We start from the raw sequence: 17,583 nt of genomic DNA, 5'->3' as shown, positions 1-17,583 counted from the left end.
TTTCCGACAGGCCGGAAATCCACCGGCGGCGATTGCGGTCATCCCCCTGCGCGTCCGTGTTTTCCGGGCCATTGACATCGTCTGCCGTGATCCCGAATTTGCTAACCTCGAAGATTCAAGGGTGTCGTCGTCATCCGCGCGGAGGCCCAGAGGAAATGCGGACGATCCTCCTGCAGGCCGAATCCCCCGGGCCCGAATCATCCACTCTGGAGATCCCTCCCGGTCGTGAGGTCAGCTTCGGCCGCGGTGACCGATCCGCCCCCGTCGACTTCCCGCTGAGCCATCCCGGGGTCTCGCGGCGGGCAGGGGCGATCCGTGCGGTGGATGACTACTGGCTGCTGACCAACCTCAGCCGCGCCGCCACCCTCGTGGTGGAGAACCCCGAAGGCGGCGGCGAGTTTCTCAAGGTGGCTCCCGGGCGGGCCGCGGCGCCCGTGCCGTTCGAGTTCGCCCGCGTGGTGCTGCCGGTCGCCGACGGGTCGTGCTCGTTCCTGGTGTTCGCCTCACAGCACAGCTACATCGACTTCGACGCGCCGGAAAGCACCGCGGGCGAGCCGACGCTGTCGGCGTTCGCCGTGGACGAGACGGCGAAGTACTTCCTGGTGCTGGTCGCGCTGTGCGAGCCGCGGCTGCGGGACTGCTCGTCTCCGGTCATTCCCACGGTTCCCGAGGTGCTGGAGCGCCTGCGGCGCGTTCCCGGCGGCGCGGAGCTGACCCGGCCCGCCGTCAACTTCCACATCGACTATCTGGCCAGGACCAAACTGCGCGTCAAGGAGGCGTCCGACGTGCGGAAGGCCGACTGGCAGCGGGCCGCCCTGGTGTCCGTCGCGCTCCGGTTCGACCTCGTCACCGAGGACCACCTGGCGCTGCTCGACGGCTGAGCGCGCGCACGTTTCACGGCTGGTAGTCGGCGCGGAAGCGGCGCACCCGGTCCACATACTGCTGGAAGCGGGCCGGTACGCCGTTCTCCTGGCGGATCACATCGTCGGAGGAGCGGAAGGCCGCCGCCCCCAGCAGACCCTGGTCCCCGGGCACCCCGGCCAGCAGCGGCAGCCGTACGCACAGGTAGCGGCCGACGGCGGGGATGGAGTCCTCGGGGGGCAGCGGAGGCGTCGGGATCTCATCCCGCCTGTCCACCGGAAGGTAGAAGCGCATCACGGACGGCGTCCACCGCGCGAGGCCGTACTCGTCCTTGGCCGGATCGGACAGGTCGGGGTCGAAGCCGCTCTCCGCCTTCAGGATCGCGGCGACGAGCGCCGGCGTCAGGCCGGGCTCGCCGCACGAGGTGCCGGCCTGGACGATCAGCCCGCGATATTCGCGTGGAATGTCGGAGTCGGTACGCAGCCAGCGCGCGTAGGGGTCGGGCCGGTGGTCCACGGCCGTCGCGCCCGAGCCGCACGCGAGCACGAGGAGGGCGGCGGCGGCCATCCCGAGGACGGCGCGTCCCCTGGTCCGCGCCGGCACGCGTACGGTGCCGGCGAGCACGCGGGCCCGCTGCAGCTGGCGCGCCGCCTCGGGCCGGGACCTCGGGCGGGGCGACAGGCAGTCGCCGATCCAGGTCCGCCAGGCGTCCGGCAGCGAGGTGGGAAGCGCCAGGTGCCGCTCGCCGGCCGCGTACTCGGCGGCCGCGACGTAACGCGCGCGGGGCGTGGGGGCGCTGAAGGGCAGATGGCCGGTGAGCAGCTGGCAGGCCGTCACGCCGAGCGCCCAGATGTCGGCCGAGGTCCGTACGGCGTGGCCGCGCTCGGTCAGCGGCTCACTCCAGCGCTCCGGGGGCACGTGGTCGATCGACCCCGCCGGAGGGAGGTAGCCGTGGGTCCCGTCGATCTCCGTGGCCAGGCCGAAGTCGGCGAGCCGGATGGAGCCGTCCGCCATCAGGAGCACATTGCTCGGTTTGAGGTCGCCGTGCATCCAGCCCTCGGCGTGCAGATGCGCCAGTCCCTCGCAGATCTCCGTGATCAGTCTGGGCGCGTCGGGAACGGGGGTTCCCGGAGCCCCTGCCCGGAGCAGGTCGGCCAGCGACCCCTCGGCGAGCTCCATGACCAGGACGCAGGCGCCGTCGAGGTCCGGATCGTCCGCGTCCTCCACGACGAGCGTCTCGCTGACCTGGACGATGCGCGGATGGCGGAGCGTGTGGTGGAGGCGGATCTCCCGCTGGGTCATGTCCCGCAGGTGCCGCAGCTGGCGGCGGGTGACGGTGCCGGTGGGAAGGAACTTCAGCGCCGCGGGCGCCGCGTCGCCGTTCACCGGCCGTGCCTCGTAGACGCTGGCCCAGCTGCCGGAGGCGATGGGCCGGGTCACCCGCCAGTCACCGACGCGGTATCCCGTCGGCACGCTGACCGCCCAGCCCTCGGTGTCCATGTGGCGCCCCATCTTCTCGACGTCACTCTGTCAGCGCACAGTCAGTGCGCATGGTCAGCTGCACCGTCATGCTAACCGTTGAGGATCTTCGAATTCGAGGGAATTCGGCAACGCCGAGGAATTTGTGTGAAATGCGCGGCTCCGCATCCCACTCCTCGCCACGCGGCGTCGCCGTGCCACTTGCCGCCTCGATGGACCCCATGAGGCACTTATGGCATTTAGCCCTTTTTACACATCTTCGAAGCGTTTCACGCTGAACCGCTCCGCACCCGCCGGCCGCCCGGTGACCCGGGGCGTTCGGACGGGTGGCGGGCTCAGGAATCGGCGGTCAGGACAGCCGACCGGTAGGAACGCCACACCGTGACGTCGTAGCAGATGGCGAGCGCGGCTCCGAGGAGCAGCGGCGCGCCCGCGACGCCGACCGGCCCGGAGAGCATCGCGGTCGCGGCGACGGGGCTCACCGAGACCGCGACGCTGCGGGCGATGCCGGCCATGCTCGCGGCCGCCGTACGCTCGCTCGGCCGTACGACCACCGCCATGAACGCCTGGCGGGCGGGCACGTCGATCTTCGAGAGGCTCTGCCGTACCAGGAGCAGGGCGACCGCGGCGCCGAGCCCGGGCGCGAACGCGACGCAGGCGAGGATGATGTTGGACACGAAGTGCGGCAGCAGCATCGCGGCGAGCAGACCGCGACGAGCGGCCAAGAGGGGCGCGGCGAGCTGGGCGAGCGCGGGCAGCAGGTTCGCGGCGAAGAAGATGAGGCCCAGCTGCGAGGTGGTCGCGCCGAAACGGTGCGCGAACCACCAGGCGAGGACGGCCTGCACGACGAGACCCCCGGCGAAGGCGTCCACGGCGAACAGGCCCACCAGGCGGCGCACCCGGCGCGGCAGCCGCGACATCGGGACCGGGGCGACGTCCTCCGCGTCCCCGTTCTTCGCGTCCCCGTTCTTCGCGGCGACCCCGCTCGCGGCGACGGCGCCCGCTTCGGCGGCGGGCGAGAGCCCGAGGAACAGGAGCACGGTCGCGGCCGCCAGCACCGCGTACAGCGCGAACGCGGCGTCCCCGGCGGAGACGACGTGCTGCAGCCCCAACGCGGCCGCGGCCAGTCCGCCGAGCGCTCCCGCCGCGAGCGCCGTCACGTTGTAGACGGTGAAGATCCCGGTGAGCCGCGCGGGTTCGCACGTCTGGGCGAGGATCGACTGCTCGACCCCCGAGAAGGGGGTGTTGTCATTGGTCGACGGCGAGATGGTGCCGACGAACGCGGCCGCGACCAGGGCCGGATACGACTCGCTGACCGCGAAGACGGCCCCGGCGAGCGCCATCAGGCATCCGCACACGATCAGCGCGCGCCGCCGGCCCCAGCGGTCGGCGAACAACCCGAGCGCCAGGCTGGACGCCACGGACCCCGCCGACGCGACGGCGAGCAGCATCCCCGTCTGCCAGGGAGCGTCGCCGTCCTGGGCGAGCATCCCGGCCAGCAGGACGCTCGTGCATCCGTACCCGAAGGTTCGCAACGCCCTCGCGACGACGACCAGCCAGGCATCCCGCGCCATCCGGCGCGACGGCATCCGTTCCGACCACGCAGTCACGGGCCCACGCTGAGGGGCCGCCCACGCCTCCGCCATCCCGACACGCCCCCGCCGCCCCCTGGCACCCCAACCAGGGGCGCGGAGAGCGTCCACTGCTCAACCGGGACCGGTGCCACCGGGCCTCTTGTCGCTGAAGATTCAGGTCGCTATTCTAAAAATCCTTAGAATTCGAGAGGAGACGGACGATGTCGTACCCGAAGGAGCGATACCTGGCCGAGGCGGGCGAGAGCAGCGGAGTGTTCCGGCCCGCGTCCACCCCGCCCGACCTGCGGATGCGCCCGGACGGCACCGGGACGAACGTGCACTACCTCGCCACCGGGGCATCGACCCACGGGCACTTCGGCCTGTACCGGTGGGAGATGGGTTCCCGGCCGTCCGGCCCCAGCCCGCATTTCCACCGCACGATGACCGAGTCGTTCTACGTCCTCTCCGGCACCATCCGGCTGTACAACGGGGAGCGCTGGGTGGACGGGACGCCGGGCGACTTCCTTTACGTGCCGGAGGGCGGAATCCACGCGTTCCGGAACGAGTCGGGCGAGCCCGCCTCGATGCTGCTGATGTTCACCCCGGGAGCGCCGCGGGAGTCGTACTTCGAGGAACTCGCCGAGATCGCGACCACCGGACGGGAACTCAGCCCGGAGGAGTGGACCGAGCTGTTCCGCCGGCACGACCAGTACATGGTCTGACCATGGCCGAGTACCCCGAGGAGCCGATCTACCAGCAGCTCGCCCGCATCGGCAAAGCGTTCGGGAGTCCGGTGCGGTTGCGGCTGCTGGACGTCCTGGGTGAGCGCGAGCGCACGGTCGAGGAGCTGGCCGAGGACGCGGGGATCCCGCTGAAGAACACCTCGGCCCAGTTGCAGCAGCTGCGCGCGGCGCATCTCGTGAGCGGTCGCAAGGTGGGGACGCGGGTCTACTACCGGCTCGCCGACGAGCGCGTCCCGCAGTTCCTCGGCCGGTTGCGGGACTTCGCGCACGAGCGGCTCGCCGATCTCAGGAACGCGGTGTCGGACCACATCGACTCTCTTGAAGGGGTGACCGCCGACGAACTGGCGGCCCGCATGTCCGACCCCGGCACGATGGTGCTCGACGTGCGCTCCGCCGCCTCCTACGCCGAGGGGCACCTGCCGGGCGCGGTCTCGCTGCCGCTGGCAGAGCTGGGGGACCGGCTCGACGAGCTGCCGCACGACGTCGAGATCGTGGCCTACTGCGGCGGTCCGTTCTGCGTGGTGTCGCCCCGGGCGGTCCGGTTCCTGCGCGACCACGGCTACCGGGCGCGACCGCTGGAGGGCGGCATCACGGGCTGGCGCGACTCCGGCCGGCGGGTGGACACCACCTGACCCTGTCGTACGCGTCGAGTGTGCCGCGCTCCTCGGAGTCCGAGAGGTCAGAGGAGCGTCCACGGCCTGGAACCGGCTGGTCGGAGATTTCCTCCGCGAATTCTCCCGAGGATGTCGAGAATGGGATCGCGGGCTTCGACCTGGGGTGAAAACGCCGACAAGCTCAGGGAGCGAGACCATGAAGTACATGCTGCTGATGCAGTTCAGCGGGCAGACCGACATCCCGCCGATCCACACCTGGCCGGCGGAGGACGTCACGGCGCACATCCAGTTCATGCGCGAGACGGACCGCAAGTTCGTCGAGGACGGCCTGTTCGTCGACGCCCAGGGGCTCGCGGGCCCCGACCAGGCCCGGATCGTCCGGGCCGGCGACGGCGGCCCTGTGATCACCGACGGCCCCTTCCCCGAGACGAAGGAGTTCCTCATCGGGTGGTGGATCATCGACTGCGAGAGCCCCGAGCGGGCGGCCGAGGTCGCCGCCTACATCTCGGCCGCGCCCGGCCCCGGCGGCAAGCCGCTCAACATGCCGATCGAGGTGCGCCAGGTGATGGAGGCTCCGCCCGAGGAGCTGTGACGCGTGGACGATCCGGGTGCCTGCCGGCTCACGAGCCGCCGGACATCCCCGACGACGCCGTTCCACGCGGCGGCGCCGACCGGGACACCGGAACGGCGGGCCCCGGCCGGCGACGCTGCACTGACGCGGCGGTCGTACGCGGCTCCGTGGCCGGACGGCCGGGGTGAGCCGGTGAGCACGCCTGCCGTCGACGACTTGCTGCGCGAACTCGCGCCGCAGGTCGTCGGCCTGCTCACCCGCCGCTTCGGGGACTTCGACGCCGCCGAGGACGCGGTGCAGGAGTCGCTGCTGGACGCCGTCGCCCAGTGGCCGGCGCAGGGCGTGCCGGACAACCCGCGGGGCTGGCTCATTCAGGTCGCCTGCCGCCGGATGGCCGACCAGGTGCGCAACGAGCAGGCCCGGCGTCGCCGTGAGGAGTTGGTGGCCTCCCAGGATCCGCCGGAACGGCGCACGGCGCCCTCCGCCGAGGAGGCACTCGAGGCGGAGCGGGACGACACACTGATCATGCTGTTCCTGTGCTGCCACCCCGCGCTGACCCCGGCGTCGGCGATCGCCCTCACCCTGCGCTCCGTGGGCGGCCTCACCACGGCCGAGATCGCCCGGGCGTTCATGGTGCCCGAGGCCACCATGGCCCAGCGGATCAGCCGGGCCAAGCAGCGCATCAAGGCGTCCGGCGTGCCGTTCCGGATGCCTCCGCCCGGGGAGCGGGCGACCCGGCTCGGTTCGGTGCTGCACGTGCTGTACCTCATCTTCAACGAGGGGTACGCCAGCAGCGCGGGCCCCGACCTGCACCGCGTGGAGCTCTCCCGGGAGGCCGTCCGGCTGACCCGGCTGGCCCATCGGCTGCTCCCCCACGACTGCGAGGTGGCCGGGCTGCTCGCGCTGATGCTGCTCACCGACGCCCGCCGCCCCGCCCGCACCGACAAGTCGGGGATGCCCGTTCCGCTCGCCGACCAGGACCGGAGCCTCTGGGACGGCCGCGCCATCGCCGAAGGCGTCGCGCTCGTCACCCGCACCCTGGCCAGAGGCTCCGTCGGGCCGTACCAGTTGCAGGCGGCCGTCGCCGCGCTGCACAGCGAGGCGGCGACGGCCGAGGAGACCGACTGGCCGCAGATCCTGGCGCTGTACGGCCTGCTGGAGCGGATGTCCGACAACCCCGTGGTGTCGCTCAACCGCGCGGTCGCCGCCGCCATGGTCCACGGACCCGCCGCCGGCCTGGAGATGCTCAAGGCGCTCGACGGCCGCCTCGCCGGGAACCACCGCTTCCACGCAGCCCGGGCCCACCTACTGGAGATGGCCGGCGACCGCCGGTCGGCGGTCGAGGACTACCGTACGGCGGCGAGCCGGACGACCAGCATCCCCGAGCGTGACTACCTGACCACCCGCGCCGCCCGCCTCACCGATCGGACCGCGTCCCTTCCAAGCGAGCAGCTCGACACGTGAGCGCGCGAAGCCGCTCCGGGGAGCGGGTGCCCGGTCTCCCGTCGGCGAGGCCACCGACGCGGACGAGGACGGGATGTGCACGACCCCGCGTCACTTCCGGGCGCGACGGCAGGGGTTCTGCCTCAGTCGCGCGCACCTGCGAGCACGGCGACGGCCTCTACTTCGACGAGCTGGTCGTTGTAGCCGAGCACGGTCACGCCGAGCAAGGTGCTGGGCACGTCATGCTCGCCCATGTACTCCCGGTACACCTTCCACGCCGCGCCCAGGTCACTCTGCCGGGAGGAGGCCACGTAGACGGTGGTCTTCACGACATCCGTCAATGACGCGCCCGCCCCTTCCAGCGCGGTTACGAGGTTGCGCATCACCTGGTGCGCCTGGCCGGCGTAGTCGCCGATCGCGACGGTCTCGCCGTTGAGATCAAGGGGACATGCGCCGGCCACCCAGATGGAACGCACCGGCGCGTCGGCGACCGCGGCATAGGCGTAGTCCACCTGCTGCGTGAGCTGGTGGTTGCGGATCAATCTGACGCTGCTGCTCATATCGTGCTCCAACTCGAAGATTCGGGCCAGCTCGGTGAGCGACCCAGGATTGCGACGATCTCATCCAGACGCGACCCGCCCGACCACGTGAGCGCCGGCGCGAAGGCCGCCCCGGGCTCGCGGCGCGTCTTGCCGTCGGGTACGGCTTTCGCCACGGCGAGGGCCACGTCCAGCAGGTCCGGCGGGAACGTGACCTCGCCCCCCAGCGCCTTGGCGAGATCCCAGGAATGCACCACGTAGTCGATGAAGTGAAAGCTGATCGCCTGCGCCCCGGGGAAGACACTCCCGCTTCCCAACTCGGGCAGCGGGAACATGCGCTCCAGCACGCCGTCGACGGCGAAGGCCTCCATGACGTGTTCGGCTGAGGCCCGATAGCTCGCCACGGGGTCGTCGTCGAGAGAACGCAGCTTCCACCGGGCGAGATCGCCGTCTCCCCTGGACGCCGCGGCGAAGCCGTAGTGCTGCGTGGCCATGTGCGCGAGCAGACCGTACACGGTCCATCCGAGGCAGGGCGTCGGACGGGACAGGTCCGTGGGCCGCACTCGAGCCGCCACCTCGACGCTGGCACGGACGGCCTGGGCGTCGAGTGCGACAAGATCGGCTTTGGCGACCAGCTCATTCATGTGCACTCGCATATGATCTGCATCCCTGCTTATGATCTGTCAACTGGGTATCTTGGACCTGTGACGGGCCGCCGCGACATCGCCGAGATGCTGCATCCTCTTTTGCAGTCGCTCATCGCGGCGGAACTACCGGTGCTCGCGGCACATGGAGTCTCGATGTGGGGCTACGCCGTGCTCGGCGCGCTGGACGACGGTTCGGTACGCACCCAGGCCGCCCTCGCCGAAGCGATCGGCGCCGACAAGACCCGCATCATCAGCACCCTCGACAGACTTCAGGCGGCCGGGCTGATCACCCGCGAACCGGACCCTCGCGACCGCCGGGCGAGGATCCTCACGATCACCGACGAGGGCCGCAAGGTGCGCGGATCGGTGCGGGCCGAGATCCAGGCCAACGAGGAGCGCCTGCTCGCCCGCCTGCCCGAGGCGGACCGTCACGGCTTCCTCCGCGCCCTGCAGGCGCTCTACCGACTGCCCCGCGAAGAGATCACCGAGAGATCTCCACTCGATCGGCGCCCCACTCAGCGATCGAACGCGACGCACAACCGCTGATCTCCACCCCAAGCGGATCCCGACGCGTGACAGGCAGGAGGACCTGCACCGGCACAACGCGACCCCGCTGCTGCGGGCCTTCATGGACGAACTTCCCGAGCACATGGAAGGGGGGCCCGAAGCCTACTTCGGCGTGATGAGGAGCCGCTATCCGGACATCGCATTCTGACCGAGCCGCAGCGGACCGGCGAGAGTTCCCGACGGAGCGAGACTCTGTCCGGCCGCTGTCGGCAGGTCGTTACGAGCGCGGGCTCACGTGGTGGCGGCGTCGAGCAGGATCCGTGCGAGCTCGCGCGGCTGGGAGAACATCGGCCAGTGGCCGGTGTCCATCTCGACGAGCCGCCAGTTCTCACTGGTCAGCAACTCGACCACGTCCTCGGTCGGCTTGTCGCCGTCGAGCAGGCACTTGATATACGTCGCCGGCAGCTCGCCGAGCGGCCGCTCCAGCACGGCCTCCTCGGTCAGCGTCGCCCCCGGGTGCGGCGTCGAGCCGGCCACGATCCGGGCGATCTGTTCGGTGGTGAGCCCCTGGCCGTCGTAGTCCGCCGCGGTCAGCGGCGGCCAGAAACCCTGATTCTCGGCGATCGACTCCACCACCACCCGGCCGTACGGGTGGGTGACGAACGCCGCCCCAGGCCTCGGAACGTTCGAGTCCACGAAGACCGCGCGAGCCAACCGGTCCCCGATCCGCTCCGCGGCCTGCCCCACCGGGATGCCCGAGTAGCTGTGCCCGACCACGACGACCTCACGCAGGTCGAGCCGTTCGACCAGATCGACGATGTCCCGGACGTGGGTCTGCTGACCGGCCGGCACGCCTCGCTTCTCGGCGAGGCCGGAGAGCGTCAACGGGTGGGCGCCATGGCCCGCCGCGCGCAGCTCCGGCACCACCTCGTCCCAGGCCCACGCTCCCAGCCACGCCCCGGCAACCAATACGAATTCCGCCATGGCGGAAACCTAGCGAAGCCGTCCGACAATTTTCGCCCTCGCCGCCGCACGCGACCGATCCACCGCCAAGGCGACCCGGGCCTTCGCCGCCGAGCGTGCAGCCCGGCCCCCCTTCGGATGACACGCAGCGGTCACGGACTTCCACCTTCTCCCGCAGCGGGTACGGGGAGAAGGCCGTGTAAAGGGCCTCCAGCGCGCGATCGAGATCAGACGGCACCGCGCTCGGATGCCCTTGCCGTCGAATCGAGTCGCTGGCGCTCTCCCCCAGGATGACCGGTAGTCGTCATACGTGCGGATCTGATCTGCGCTTACGTCACCATCGGCTTACGGGCGAGAATCTGGATCCCTGTTGATTCGTGCCCGTTCATGGTGGACACCGTGATGGTTCGGGCGTCGATGGGTTCGAACCCGACGAGCAGAGCGGAGAGCCACTCGCGGGAGTGATGGCGGCAGACGGCACCGTCGCCTGTTTCGAACACGCCATAACAGCCGTAGTCCTGCACATACCGGTCGTAGCGGCTGCGGTTGCGTTCGTCGTCTTGCAGCAGGAGATCGCTGATGTAGAGGATCCCGCCGGGCTTGAGGACGCGGTTCAGCTCGGCGATCAACCGATGTTGGGCTTCATCACCGGGGACGCAGGTCAGCACGGCGAAGAGCAGGACCGCGTCAAAGCTCGCGTCCGGGAAGGGCGAAACGGGCGGTGCGTCCAAGACCGCGAAGCGCATGGCGGGGTGCGGACCACGTGCCCGCTTGACCATTTCTGGTGAGGTGTCCACGCCCGCGAGGTCGTGAAAGCCATGCTGTTCCAGCTCCTCCATGGTGCGGCCGTATCCGCATCCGTAGTCGAGGATCGCGGCGTTCGCGCCGATCCCGTCGAGCCAGGCCAGATGGAGCGGGTGAGTGAACGTCTTCGTGGCCGCGACGGCATCCCAGTAGGAAACCTGGCTGTCAAGGTCGGACACGGGCGGATGCCTCTCTGCGGCTCGGTTAAAGCCGCTCATCCTGCCATGGCCGCGGGGCGCTCGACGACTCGACGAACCCGCCGACGTCCTTGATCCACACATGCACCGGTTCACCCGCAAGCGGGGACCAGGCGTGACCTGAGGCGCAAAGGACCACAAGTGAGGATAAATCGAATCGCCCTCGGCACCGCTCGGCGGGATAGTTCTCGGACGTTCAGTCTCATGTGCTGCGGAGGCGCCCAATGCCGGCATTCCCCTGTTCTGACCTGACCAGCGACGACATGGAACTGATCGAGCACGCTCGCCGGATTGTGGATTCGCACGGCGAGGGGCTGGTCCACAGCATGGGCGCTGCCGTACGTGATCAAGAGGGCCGCATCCACGGCGGCATCAACCTCTTCCACTTCACCGGTGGTCCGTGTGCCGAGTTGGTGACCCTCGGAAATGCCCGCGCTCACGGAGCACGGGAGCTGTCGGCGATCGTCGCGGTGGGAGACGAGGGACGCGGACCCGTCGGACCGTGTGGACGCTGCCGCCAGATCTTGTTCGATTACCACCCGCGGATCCGGGTTCTGTCGCCGACCGAGAGCGGCATCAAGAGCGTACGGATCATCGACCTGATGCCTCTGGCGGGGCGGTGGGACGCTGTGGAGGGCACCCAGCCTTTCAATGCCGACGCGGTCGAGTAGACGCGCCGCGATGCGACCAGGCGATGAGTTCCTGCCAGATTCCTTGTTCCACACCTCGATCACGGCCTCCTCGCGCCGCCGCCATCTGGATGCGCCCGAAGGTCATGATCGGACGCGGGCGAACTCCCACGGATCATGCGCGGATACGACGGTCACCTCGTCGCCGTGTTCACGCACGAGCGCGCGCAGCCGGTCCTGGGTGGCGACGCGGGCCGCCTGGTCTACCTGGGATTCGTGCTGCACGATGTCCATGAGCGGATGCCCGTGCGGGGTGTCGTCGTCCAGTTCACGGTGGTAGAAGTAGGCGTCGCCCGCGTGCAGCAGCCATCGGTCGTCATGGCGTACGGCTACTCCGGCGTGACCCGCGGTGTGACCGCCGAGCGGCACCAGCAGGATCTCCGGCGGCAGGCCCTCCAGCGGACGCGCGCCGGGGAACCCGAACCAGTCCTGACCACCGTCGCTGCCATAGGTGATCCAGTGCGGATCGTGCGCCCAGTGGGCGGGGCGGTAGCGGCGGCTCGGAGCCTCGGCCAGTGCGGTCCTGTATTCGGCTTCCAATACATGAACCCTCGCCTGCGGGAAGTCAGGCAGCCCGCCGGAGTGGTCCACGTCCAGGTGCGTGACCACGATGTCGCGAACATCCGCGGGGTCATACCCGAGACGAACGACCTGGCGGATGGCGGTCTCATCTGCGTCCAGAAGCGGTTCGGTCAGCGTGACCCAGTCGGCGGCCAGCGACTCCTCGGGCCGCCGGACATCGTCCAGCCCGAGGCCGGCCTCCACCAGCACAAGGCCGGCGTCATCGGTTTCGACCAGCAGAGCGTGGCACACAACCGGCATGGGACTGAGGGCGCTGTAGGTCGGCTCGACCTCCCGCAGCGACCCGACGTTCAGGTGATGGATCTTCATGCGCCCTAGACTGCAACTTGAACCGCGGTTCAAGTCAAGGAGACAGGAAGTCACCGACGTGGACGAGACGCTTCTGGATATCGGCGAGGTCGCCGAGCACACCGGGCTGGCCCCTTCGGCGCTGCGGTTCTACGAGCGCAAAGGTCTCATCTCCAGCGCAGCCCGCAACGGTCTGCGCCGCGCCTACCGACCCGAGGTGCTGGAACGCCTCGGACTGATCATGTGCGCACGCAGCGCCGGCTTCGGGATCGCCGAAATCGGCTCATTTCTGGGAGCGGGCCCCGGTGACCGGGAGATACGCGAAAAGATGGCGGTCAAAGCCGGGGAGTTGAACCAGCGCATCGACCAGTTGATCCGGTTGCGCGACGCTCTCGACCACGCCGCGACCTGTGACCACGAGCCTCTGACGGACTGTCCCGACTTCAAGCGAGCGGTGTGGAACGCCCGAACCGAATCGACCGCCTCTTCCCATTGATGCCGAGCCGCAGGGCAGCCCGGCCGCCAATCGGACGCAGGGCCGCGAGGCGGCGCGGAGTGCCGTCCTTGACGGCTTCACCAATCCAGAGGACGACGCCCTGATCTTCACCGGCGCTCGGGGCAGCATCCTCTGGCGAAGCACCTTCAATGATCGTTCCCGGCGAGGGGCCGATGTGCTTGTGTCGCGTCCCGGCAGGGTCCGACTGCAGGACTTGCACAGGGAACGCGGTGTGTAGGTTGAGGCCGTGGATCTTCCATCCCATTGGCTGCCCCGGCCGCCCTTCAGCCCGGACGACGAGACCCTGGCCGACTTCGCCTCGTTACTCGCTGACGCGGTTGCCCAAGGACCCGACAAACCGATTCCCTATACCTTGGCCGCGCCGAAGTGGCAGTTCCTTTGTTATGTCGCCGAGCAAGCAGGATACGTTCTCCACGGCTCGTACAATCCCTCGATCGAGCGCTTCGAGCCACGCCGGTCCTACGACAACGAGGACTTCGGTAATCGCACAGCCGTCTATGCGGCATCGGACGGCATCTGGCCGATGTTCTACGCGATACTCAACCGCGATCATCCGCTGTCGATGGTCAACTCGTGTAGGGACGTCGCCGGCGAGCCCTACTACTACTTCTCCATCAGCCGGCCCGTGCTCGACCTCGGCCCATGGCAGGAAGGAACGGTCTATCTCCTATCCGCCGAGGGGTTCGAGCATGAGCCTCCGGTACGAGGTGTTCGCCAGCGCCAGGTGGCCAAACTGGCGCCGGCCCGGCCGGTGGCCAAGATCCGGGTGATTCCCGAGGAATTCCCATTCCTAAGTGACGTGCGTGGACACGACGACGCGATGATTCAGGCCCGATCCGCAGCCGACCCCGACGGTTTTCCGTGGGTTGAGCCTTCCCCGTAAGCGATCGTCAGCGCTGGGCGATCACCCTGGGAGCCTGCATGGTCAGGGCTCACAACTTGGTCTCCTGGGGTGCTGGAAATGGGTGTGGATGCGAGCCGCCGTGTGCCTCTGTTGCAGTACACGGCCCTGCATTCATTCCTGATGATGGCCCTGCTTACGCTCGACGACTGCACAGATGAGCGCCGCGAGCAGCATTCCGAACCCTGCCTTCACCGCGATATCAAACGTCTCTGGGCCGGAAGAGAAGTCGCGACCAAAGATCTGGACTACGCCTACCAGCGGCAGAAAGAGCAACACAACGCCAGCGGCAAGGAACCCTCTTCGAAAGATCCCAGTGGCATCGCCCGGGTTCAGGAATGCGCGATACGCCGCATGTCCAAGGACTCCCAGCGGAAGCAGCACCAAAAGACTGTCAAAGAGGTCAGTCATGACGAGTGATCGTATGCCAGGGCGGCGTGGTGGGGGAAGCGAGCGCCAGATAGACGGCAGGGCCTATACCGATTAGCACGGCTGAGGACGGTGGGCGCGTGCCGCAGAAGTCGCACGGCCATTGCAAGCACTGAAGGTCCCGAGCTCGAACCGTCAGACGCGCCCACGCCGGTGGACTCCATCGACGGATCTCTTGCACCACGGCGTCCGCCTCTATCCCGACAGTCGGATATTCGCCAAGCCATGCCTGTTCGGCGCCGGAAGGACTGTCGGTCGCCGCGCGATCGATCGATGCACCGATGCCCTCGTGACCGAGGATCTCCACCATGACACCCCGCGGGTGTTGCTCGGCCACTCGGACCCGTTCACCAGGGACCAGGTCGACTCCTGCGGCATCGAATCGCTGCACGAGATCATCGTGTCGCGGGACGTGTTAACCGTTCACCTACCTCGTTGAGCAGGGAGAACCGTGGTTTGAGCTGTTCTAACCGGCCCCTTTTGCTCATGCATTCGTTGATCTGAAGCTCTGGCGTGTGGCCGGTGACGCCTGTTCTGTCGCGTCCTCTTGACCTTACGCTGCTCGTCATGGACAACGGTGGAACATTTCTTCGCGCGGCGGACATAACTACGACGCTGGACACCGTGCTCACTGCCATGCGAGCCGTGGATGCCGACGTCGCTTACCGCGTAGGGGGCACGAGCGCAGCTCTTCTCCAAGGTGTTCAGCTTCCTGCCGGGGATATCGACCTCCTGGTGGCGCGGCGAGAGGATGTGGATCGGTTCGCTGCCGCGCTCACCTCGTTCCCCTGCCTTCATGCCGCCTCGTGGCTTCCACAGTCCTCGCAGTACTTCACCAGGTACGAGGTGCACGGGGTCAAGGTGGAAATAAGCACCGTTGAGAGGCAGGTTGACTCTGACGCGATGGAATGCGTTGGCCGCGGCCCATGGCAGCACTACGTGTGGATCGCATGTGGCTCGCACCAAGTTCCTGCGGTTCGTTTGGAACTACGGCTGGCTACGGAACTCGTACGGGACAGGGCCGATCGTTACGACCCCCTCCTCGACCATATGAGCGCGCACGGGTGCGATTTTGACCTGCTACATAGGGCCATGAGGGACCAGGGTCTGTCAGCGGAATGCCGGCGTCTGGTCTGGGATCGCCTCGCCCACTCCGCTCCCGCCCCCTGATAGCTGCCAAAGATCGGTGAATTGCGGCCGCGGTTCCGCCAAGGGGGCATTGCCCCCCTGCTTGCAAACTGGAGCAAGTTTCGTCGCTCGCTTTTCCCCATACGTCTCCCCGACCGATGGGATATCCATGAAACTGCATGGCGTGGCGCCTGAGGTGTTCATCGGTCGCACCAGGGTGTTAGGCCTTGGTCTGGGCGTATATGGCGGATGGAGCTTTTTCAAGAAGCCGATCGTCCGGCGTGACGGCGTCAGCACCACGGCGACCGTTGTCGGATACCACCCCGGGCCGCGAAGCGGATCCTGGCCTTGGCCTTTCGGCCGGCGCACGGACTACCGGGTATGGAGGCGACCGGCATCAACGGGAGGGCCAACGTGCTGAAACCGTCGAGGTGGACGTACTGGCTGATCTGCGCAGCCACTTCCACGGTGGTCACCGAAGTCCTTCTCCTCGTACTGGGCATGACGGGCATCTTGAAACCTCCATTTGATGACTGGCGCGAGGAGATGCTTGCGATGGCGCTATTTATGCCATTCGTCGCCGGCCTTTCCGTACTCCGATCCCCACCGGATGAAAGTGATTTTCAGAATTGGCCCCGAAATCCCGTCGCCTTCGGCCTGCTGTACGGACTCATTACCCCAACGCTCTTTGTTCTCTTGAGCGTGGGACCTGGTTAGTGACGTCCACGACACCTGGGAGCGCTCGTGGTCCGCTCAACAAGAGTCGAGCTGACATCCTCACATTCAGCCTGACCAGTAGGTCAGACCACACGCTCTCGCGCAGAATCGTCAGATCATCGAAATCTGATGACGTGCGGGCTGCGGCCTGGGCCGATTGATCGCATTCGCTGTTGACCTGTGGTTTCGGCTTCCGCTGGTTCTCATCGGCTTTGAGCGGTTTCCACGCTCATGTGCCGTGAGTGTGCTCTCGCGGCAACCCAGCACACCGTCTGACCTGCCAACCTTGATGCCCGCCCTGCGAGAGTGGCATGGCGGGATTCGCGAACATACTCCCTCCGGCCCAGCGGACACCGGTGTTCGGGACCTTCGGCATCAGCGCCCCTGTCCTCGTCGGTCTCACCCACTGGTGTATACAAGGCGAACATGACAGCGGATACCTTTACGGATTCGACAGCATTCCTCGCCTCCAAGGGCGCCGCCGAGATCCCTCACCCCGGCGGCACGCTCCTGGAGCACCTGCACCGCGTCGTGGCCCAGCTCAAGGACTGGGACGCGCCTGAAGAGGTGCAGCTCGCCGGTCTGTGTCACGCGACCTACGGCACAGATGGCTTCGACCACCGGCTCCTCGACCTCGCCGATCGGGCCGCGCTGGCCGAGGTGATCGGGGCCCCGGCCGAGGCGCTGGTGTATCTCTACGCCTCCTGCGACCGCGCGGCCACCTATCCCGCCCTGCGCTTCGTAGACCGCTTCACGGGTCGGCCGGTTGCCCCCTCCGACGCCGGACTTCGGGCGTTCATCCTGATCACGGCCGCGAACGAGATCGACGTCGCCCGGCACAACGCGGACATCCGCGCGGAACACGGGGCCGCGCTTCACGCGTTCTTCGCCCGTAATCGGGACCTCCTGCCACCGGTGGCCTGGGAGGCCGTCAAGGAGACCTTCGCCGTCCGCATTGCGAGCCTCGATCACCTCGTCCTGACCGTGGCCGACATCCCCCGGACGATCGACTTCTATCGGGACGCCCTCGGAATGGAGCCGGTGACTTTCGGCGGTGGCCGCCACGCGCTCGCCTTCGGTTCCAGCAAGATCAACCTGCACCAGGCCGGGCACGAGATCCGGCCGCACGCCCTCCGCCCCGTGCCGGGCAGCGCCGACCTCTGCCTGATCACCCACTCGCCCCTGGATCAGGTGGCCGCCCATCTGACCGCCGCCGGCGTACCCATCGAAGAGGGTCCGGTTCCCAGGACCGGCGCGCTCGGCCCGATCACCAGCCTGTACATCCGGGACCCGGACCACAACCTCATCGAGATCTCCAACTACGGCTGAGGAAGCATCCCTGGTTCACGTCTGGACAGCCGTACCGCGAAGTGCCGGCTCAGGTGGCGCT

At 68.2% G+C, this 17,583-nt stretch carries 21 protein-coding genes; 14 read left to right on the top strand and 7 right to left on the bottom strand.

The genetic code is table 11. The annotated features are described in order from the left end of the window. The first annotated feature begins 155 nt into the window (after window positions 1-155). Window positions 156-881: an FHA domain-containing protein gene (locus tag AWQ68_RS34025; RefSeq protein WP_066948768.1), complete on the top strand. Its 726-nt coding sequence runs from the start codon at window positions 156-158 to the stop codon at window positions 879-881. Window positions 882-894: 13 nt separating this feature from the next. Here the strand turns inward: AWQ68_RS34025 and AWQ68_RS34020 are convergent, their stop codons facing one another. Both AWQ68_RS34020 and AWQ68_RS34015 read right to left on the bottom strand, forming a co-directional pair. Beyond that, entirely contained in the window at window positions 895-2,361 is a 1,467-nt protein-coding gene (locus tag AWQ68_RS34020; protein WP_066948765.1) for a serine/threonine-protein kinase, read from the bottom strand. Between the two features lie 314 nt (window positions 2,362-2,675). After that, window positions 2,676-3,950, bottom strand: coding sequence for an MFS transporter (locus tag AWQ68_RS34015; RefSeq protein WP_169809038.1), 1,275 nt, complete (start codon window positions 3,948-3,950; stop codon window positions 2,676-2,678). 185 nt (window positions 3,951-4,135) lie between these two features. Between AWQ68_RS34015 and AWQ68_RS34010 the strand changes: the two genes are divergently transcribed. The 5 genes from AWQ68_RS34010 to AWQ68_RS33995 all read left to right on the top strand — a co-directional run bounded on the left by AWQ68_RS34010 (window position 4,136) and on the right by AWQ68_RS33995 (window position 7,306). Next, entirely contained in the window at window positions 4,136-4,636 is a 501-nt protein-coding gene (locus AWQ68_RS34010) for a cupin domain-containing protein (RefSeq protein WP_066948760.1), read from the top strand. 2 nt (window positions 4,637-4,638) lie between these two features. After that, a complete protein-coding gene (locus AWQ68_RS34005) occupies window positions 4,639-5,289 on the top strand; it encodes an ArsR/SmtB family transcription factor (protein ID WP_066948757.1) in 651 nt (216 codons plus the stop codon). Window positions 5,290-5,467: 178 nt separating this feature from the next. Continuing rightward, window positions 5,468-5,863, top strand: a complete 396-nt coding sequence (locus AWQ68_RS34000; protein ID WP_066948755.1) for a YciI family protein — start codon at window positions 5,468-5,470, stop codon at window positions 5,861-5,863. Then, window positions 5,860-6,030 carry a hypothetical protein gene (locus AWQ68_RS43030; RefSeq protein WP_157546131.1) on the top strand — a complete coding sequence of 57 codons (171 nt, stop codon included), beginning with the start codon at window positions 5,860-5,862 and terminating at the stop codon, window positions 6,028-6,030. Before AWQ68_RS34000 ends, AWQ68_RS43030 begins: the two co-directional genes overlap by 4 nt. Window positions 6,031-6,034: 4 nt before the next feature. Continuing rightward, a complete protein-coding gene (locus AWQ68_RS33995) occupies window positions 6,035-7,306 on the top strand; it encodes an RNA polymerase sigma factor (protein WP_066948934.1) in 1,272 nt (423 codons plus the stop codon). 122 nt (window positions 7,307-7,428) lie between these two features. Here AWQ68_RS33995 and AWQ68_RS33990 read toward each other — a convergent pair whose 3' ends face one another. Next, window positions 7,429-7,845 (bottom strand): RidA family protein, encoded by a 417-nt coding sequence (locus tag AWQ68_RS33990; RefSeq protein ID WP_066948752.1) that lies wholly within the window; start codon window positions 7,843-7,845, stop codon window positions 7,429-7,431. After that, the gene (locus AWQ68_RS33985) at window positions 7,842-8,468 is read right to left on the bottom strand and encodes a TIGR03086 family metal-binding protein (RefSeq protein WP_218007149.1); all 627 of its coding nucleotides are present in this window, start codon (window positions 8,466-8,468) and stop codon (window positions 7,842-7,844) included. Before AWQ68_RS33985 ends, AWQ68_RS33990 begins: the two co-directional genes overlap by 4 nt. A gap of 60 nt (window positions 8,469-8,528) precedes the next feature. Here AWQ68_RS33985 and AWQ68_RS33980 point away from each other — a divergent pair, with 60 nt between their 5' ends. After that, window positions 8,529-9,017, top strand: coding sequence for a MarR family winged helix-turn-helix transcriptional regulator (locus AWQ68_RS33980; RefSeq protein WP_218007148.1), 489 nt, complete (start codon window positions 8,529-8,531; stop codon window positions 9,015-9,017). A 252-nt stretch (window positions 9,018-9,269) separates the two neighbouring features. Here AWQ68_RS33980 and AWQ68_RS33975 read toward each other — a convergent pair whose 3' ends face one another. Both AWQ68_RS33975 and AWQ68_RS33970 read right to left on the bottom strand, forming a co-directional pair. Then, a complete protein-coding gene (locus AWQ68_RS33975) occupies window positions 9,270-9,962 on the bottom strand; it encodes an alpha/beta fold hydrolase (protein WP_066948744.1) in 693 nt (230 codons plus the stop codon). A gap of 308 nt (window positions 9,963-10,270) precedes the next feature. Next, complete coding sequence (locus AWQ68_RS33970) at window positions 10,271-10,924, bottom strand: class I SAM-dependent methyltransferase (protein WP_218007147.1); 654 nt, start codon at window positions 10,922-10,924, stop codon at window positions 10,271-10,273. Window positions 10,925-11,205: 281 nt separating this feature from the next. Between AWQ68_RS33970 and AWQ68_RS33965 the strand changes: the two genes are divergently transcribed. Next, window positions 11,206-11,613 (top strand): cytidine deaminase family protein, encoded by a 408-nt coding sequence (locus AWQ68_RS33965; protein ID WP_218007146.1) that lies wholly within the window; start codon window positions 11,206-11,208, stop codon window positions 11,611-11,613. Between the two features lie 102 nt (window positions 11,614-11,715). On the opposite strand, the gene AWQ68_RS33960 is transcribed toward AWQ68_RS33965, so the two are convergent. Then, the gene (locus tag AWQ68_RS33960) at window positions 11,716-12,522 is read right to left on the bottom strand and encodes an MBL fold metallo-hydrolase (protein WP_066948736.1); all 807 of its coding nucleotides are present in this window, start codon (window positions 12,520-12,522) and stop codon (window positions 11,716-11,718) included. A 58-nt stretch (window positions 12,523-12,580) separates the two neighbouring features. On the opposite strand from AWQ68_RS33960, the gene AWQ68_RS33955 reads away from it, so the two are divergent. The 6 genes from AWQ68_RS33955 (at window position 12,581) to AWQ68_RS41575 (ending at window position 17,522) form a co-directional block, all read left to right on the top strand. Beyond that, window positions 12,581-12,997 (top strand): MerR family transcriptional regulator, encoded by a 417-nt coding sequence (locus tag AWQ68_RS33955; RefSeq protein ID WP_066948733.1) that lies wholly within the window; start codon window positions 12,581-12,583, stop codon window positions 12,995-12,997. Between the two features lie 247 nt (window positions 12,998-13,244). Continuing rightward, window positions 13,245-13,901 carry a hypothetical protein gene (locus tag AWQ68_RS33950; protein WP_066948730.1) on the top strand — a complete coding sequence of 219 codons (657 nt, stop codon included), beginning with the start codon at window positions 13,245-13,247 and terminating at the stop codon, window positions 13,899-13,901. A gap of 69 nt (window positions 13,902-13,970) precedes the next feature. Continuing rightward, a complete protein-coding gene (locus AWQ68_RS33945) occupies window positions 13,971-14,339 on the top strand; it encodes a hypothetical protein (RefSeq protein ID WP_157546128.1) in 369 nt (122 codons plus the stop codon). A gap of 298 nt (window positions 14,340-14,637) precedes the next feature. Beyond that, complete coding sequence (locus tag AWQ68_RS43025) at window positions 14,638-14,787, top strand: hypothetical protein (RefSeq protein WP_157546125.1); 150 nt, start codon at window positions 14,638-14,640, stop codon at window positions 14,785-14,787. A gap of 1,070 nt (window positions 14,788-15,857) precedes the next feature. Further along, entirely contained in the window at window positions 15,858-16,193 is a 336-nt protein-coding gene (locus AWQ68_RS43020) for a hypothetical protein (protein ID WP_157546122.1), read from the top strand. A 426-nt stretch (window positions 16,194-16,619) separates the two neighbouring features. After that, window positions 16,620-17,522 (top strand): VOC family protein, encoded by a 903-nt coding sequence (locus tag AWQ68_RS41575; RefSeq protein WP_084464705.1) that lies wholly within the window; start codon window positions 16,620-16,622, stop codon window positions 17,520-17,522. Window positions 17,523-17,583 lie beyond the last annotated feature (61 nt).

This window comes from Microtetraspora fusca (assembly GCF_001570365.1).
In the GTDB taxonomy this organism is placed as follows: Bacteria; Actinomycetota; Actinomycetes; order Streptosporangiales; family Streptosporangiaceae; genus Microtetraspora; species Microtetraspora fusca.
Note: the sequence above shows the minus strand (reverse complement) of the source record. Positions and strands in the feature narration are given on the sequence as shown.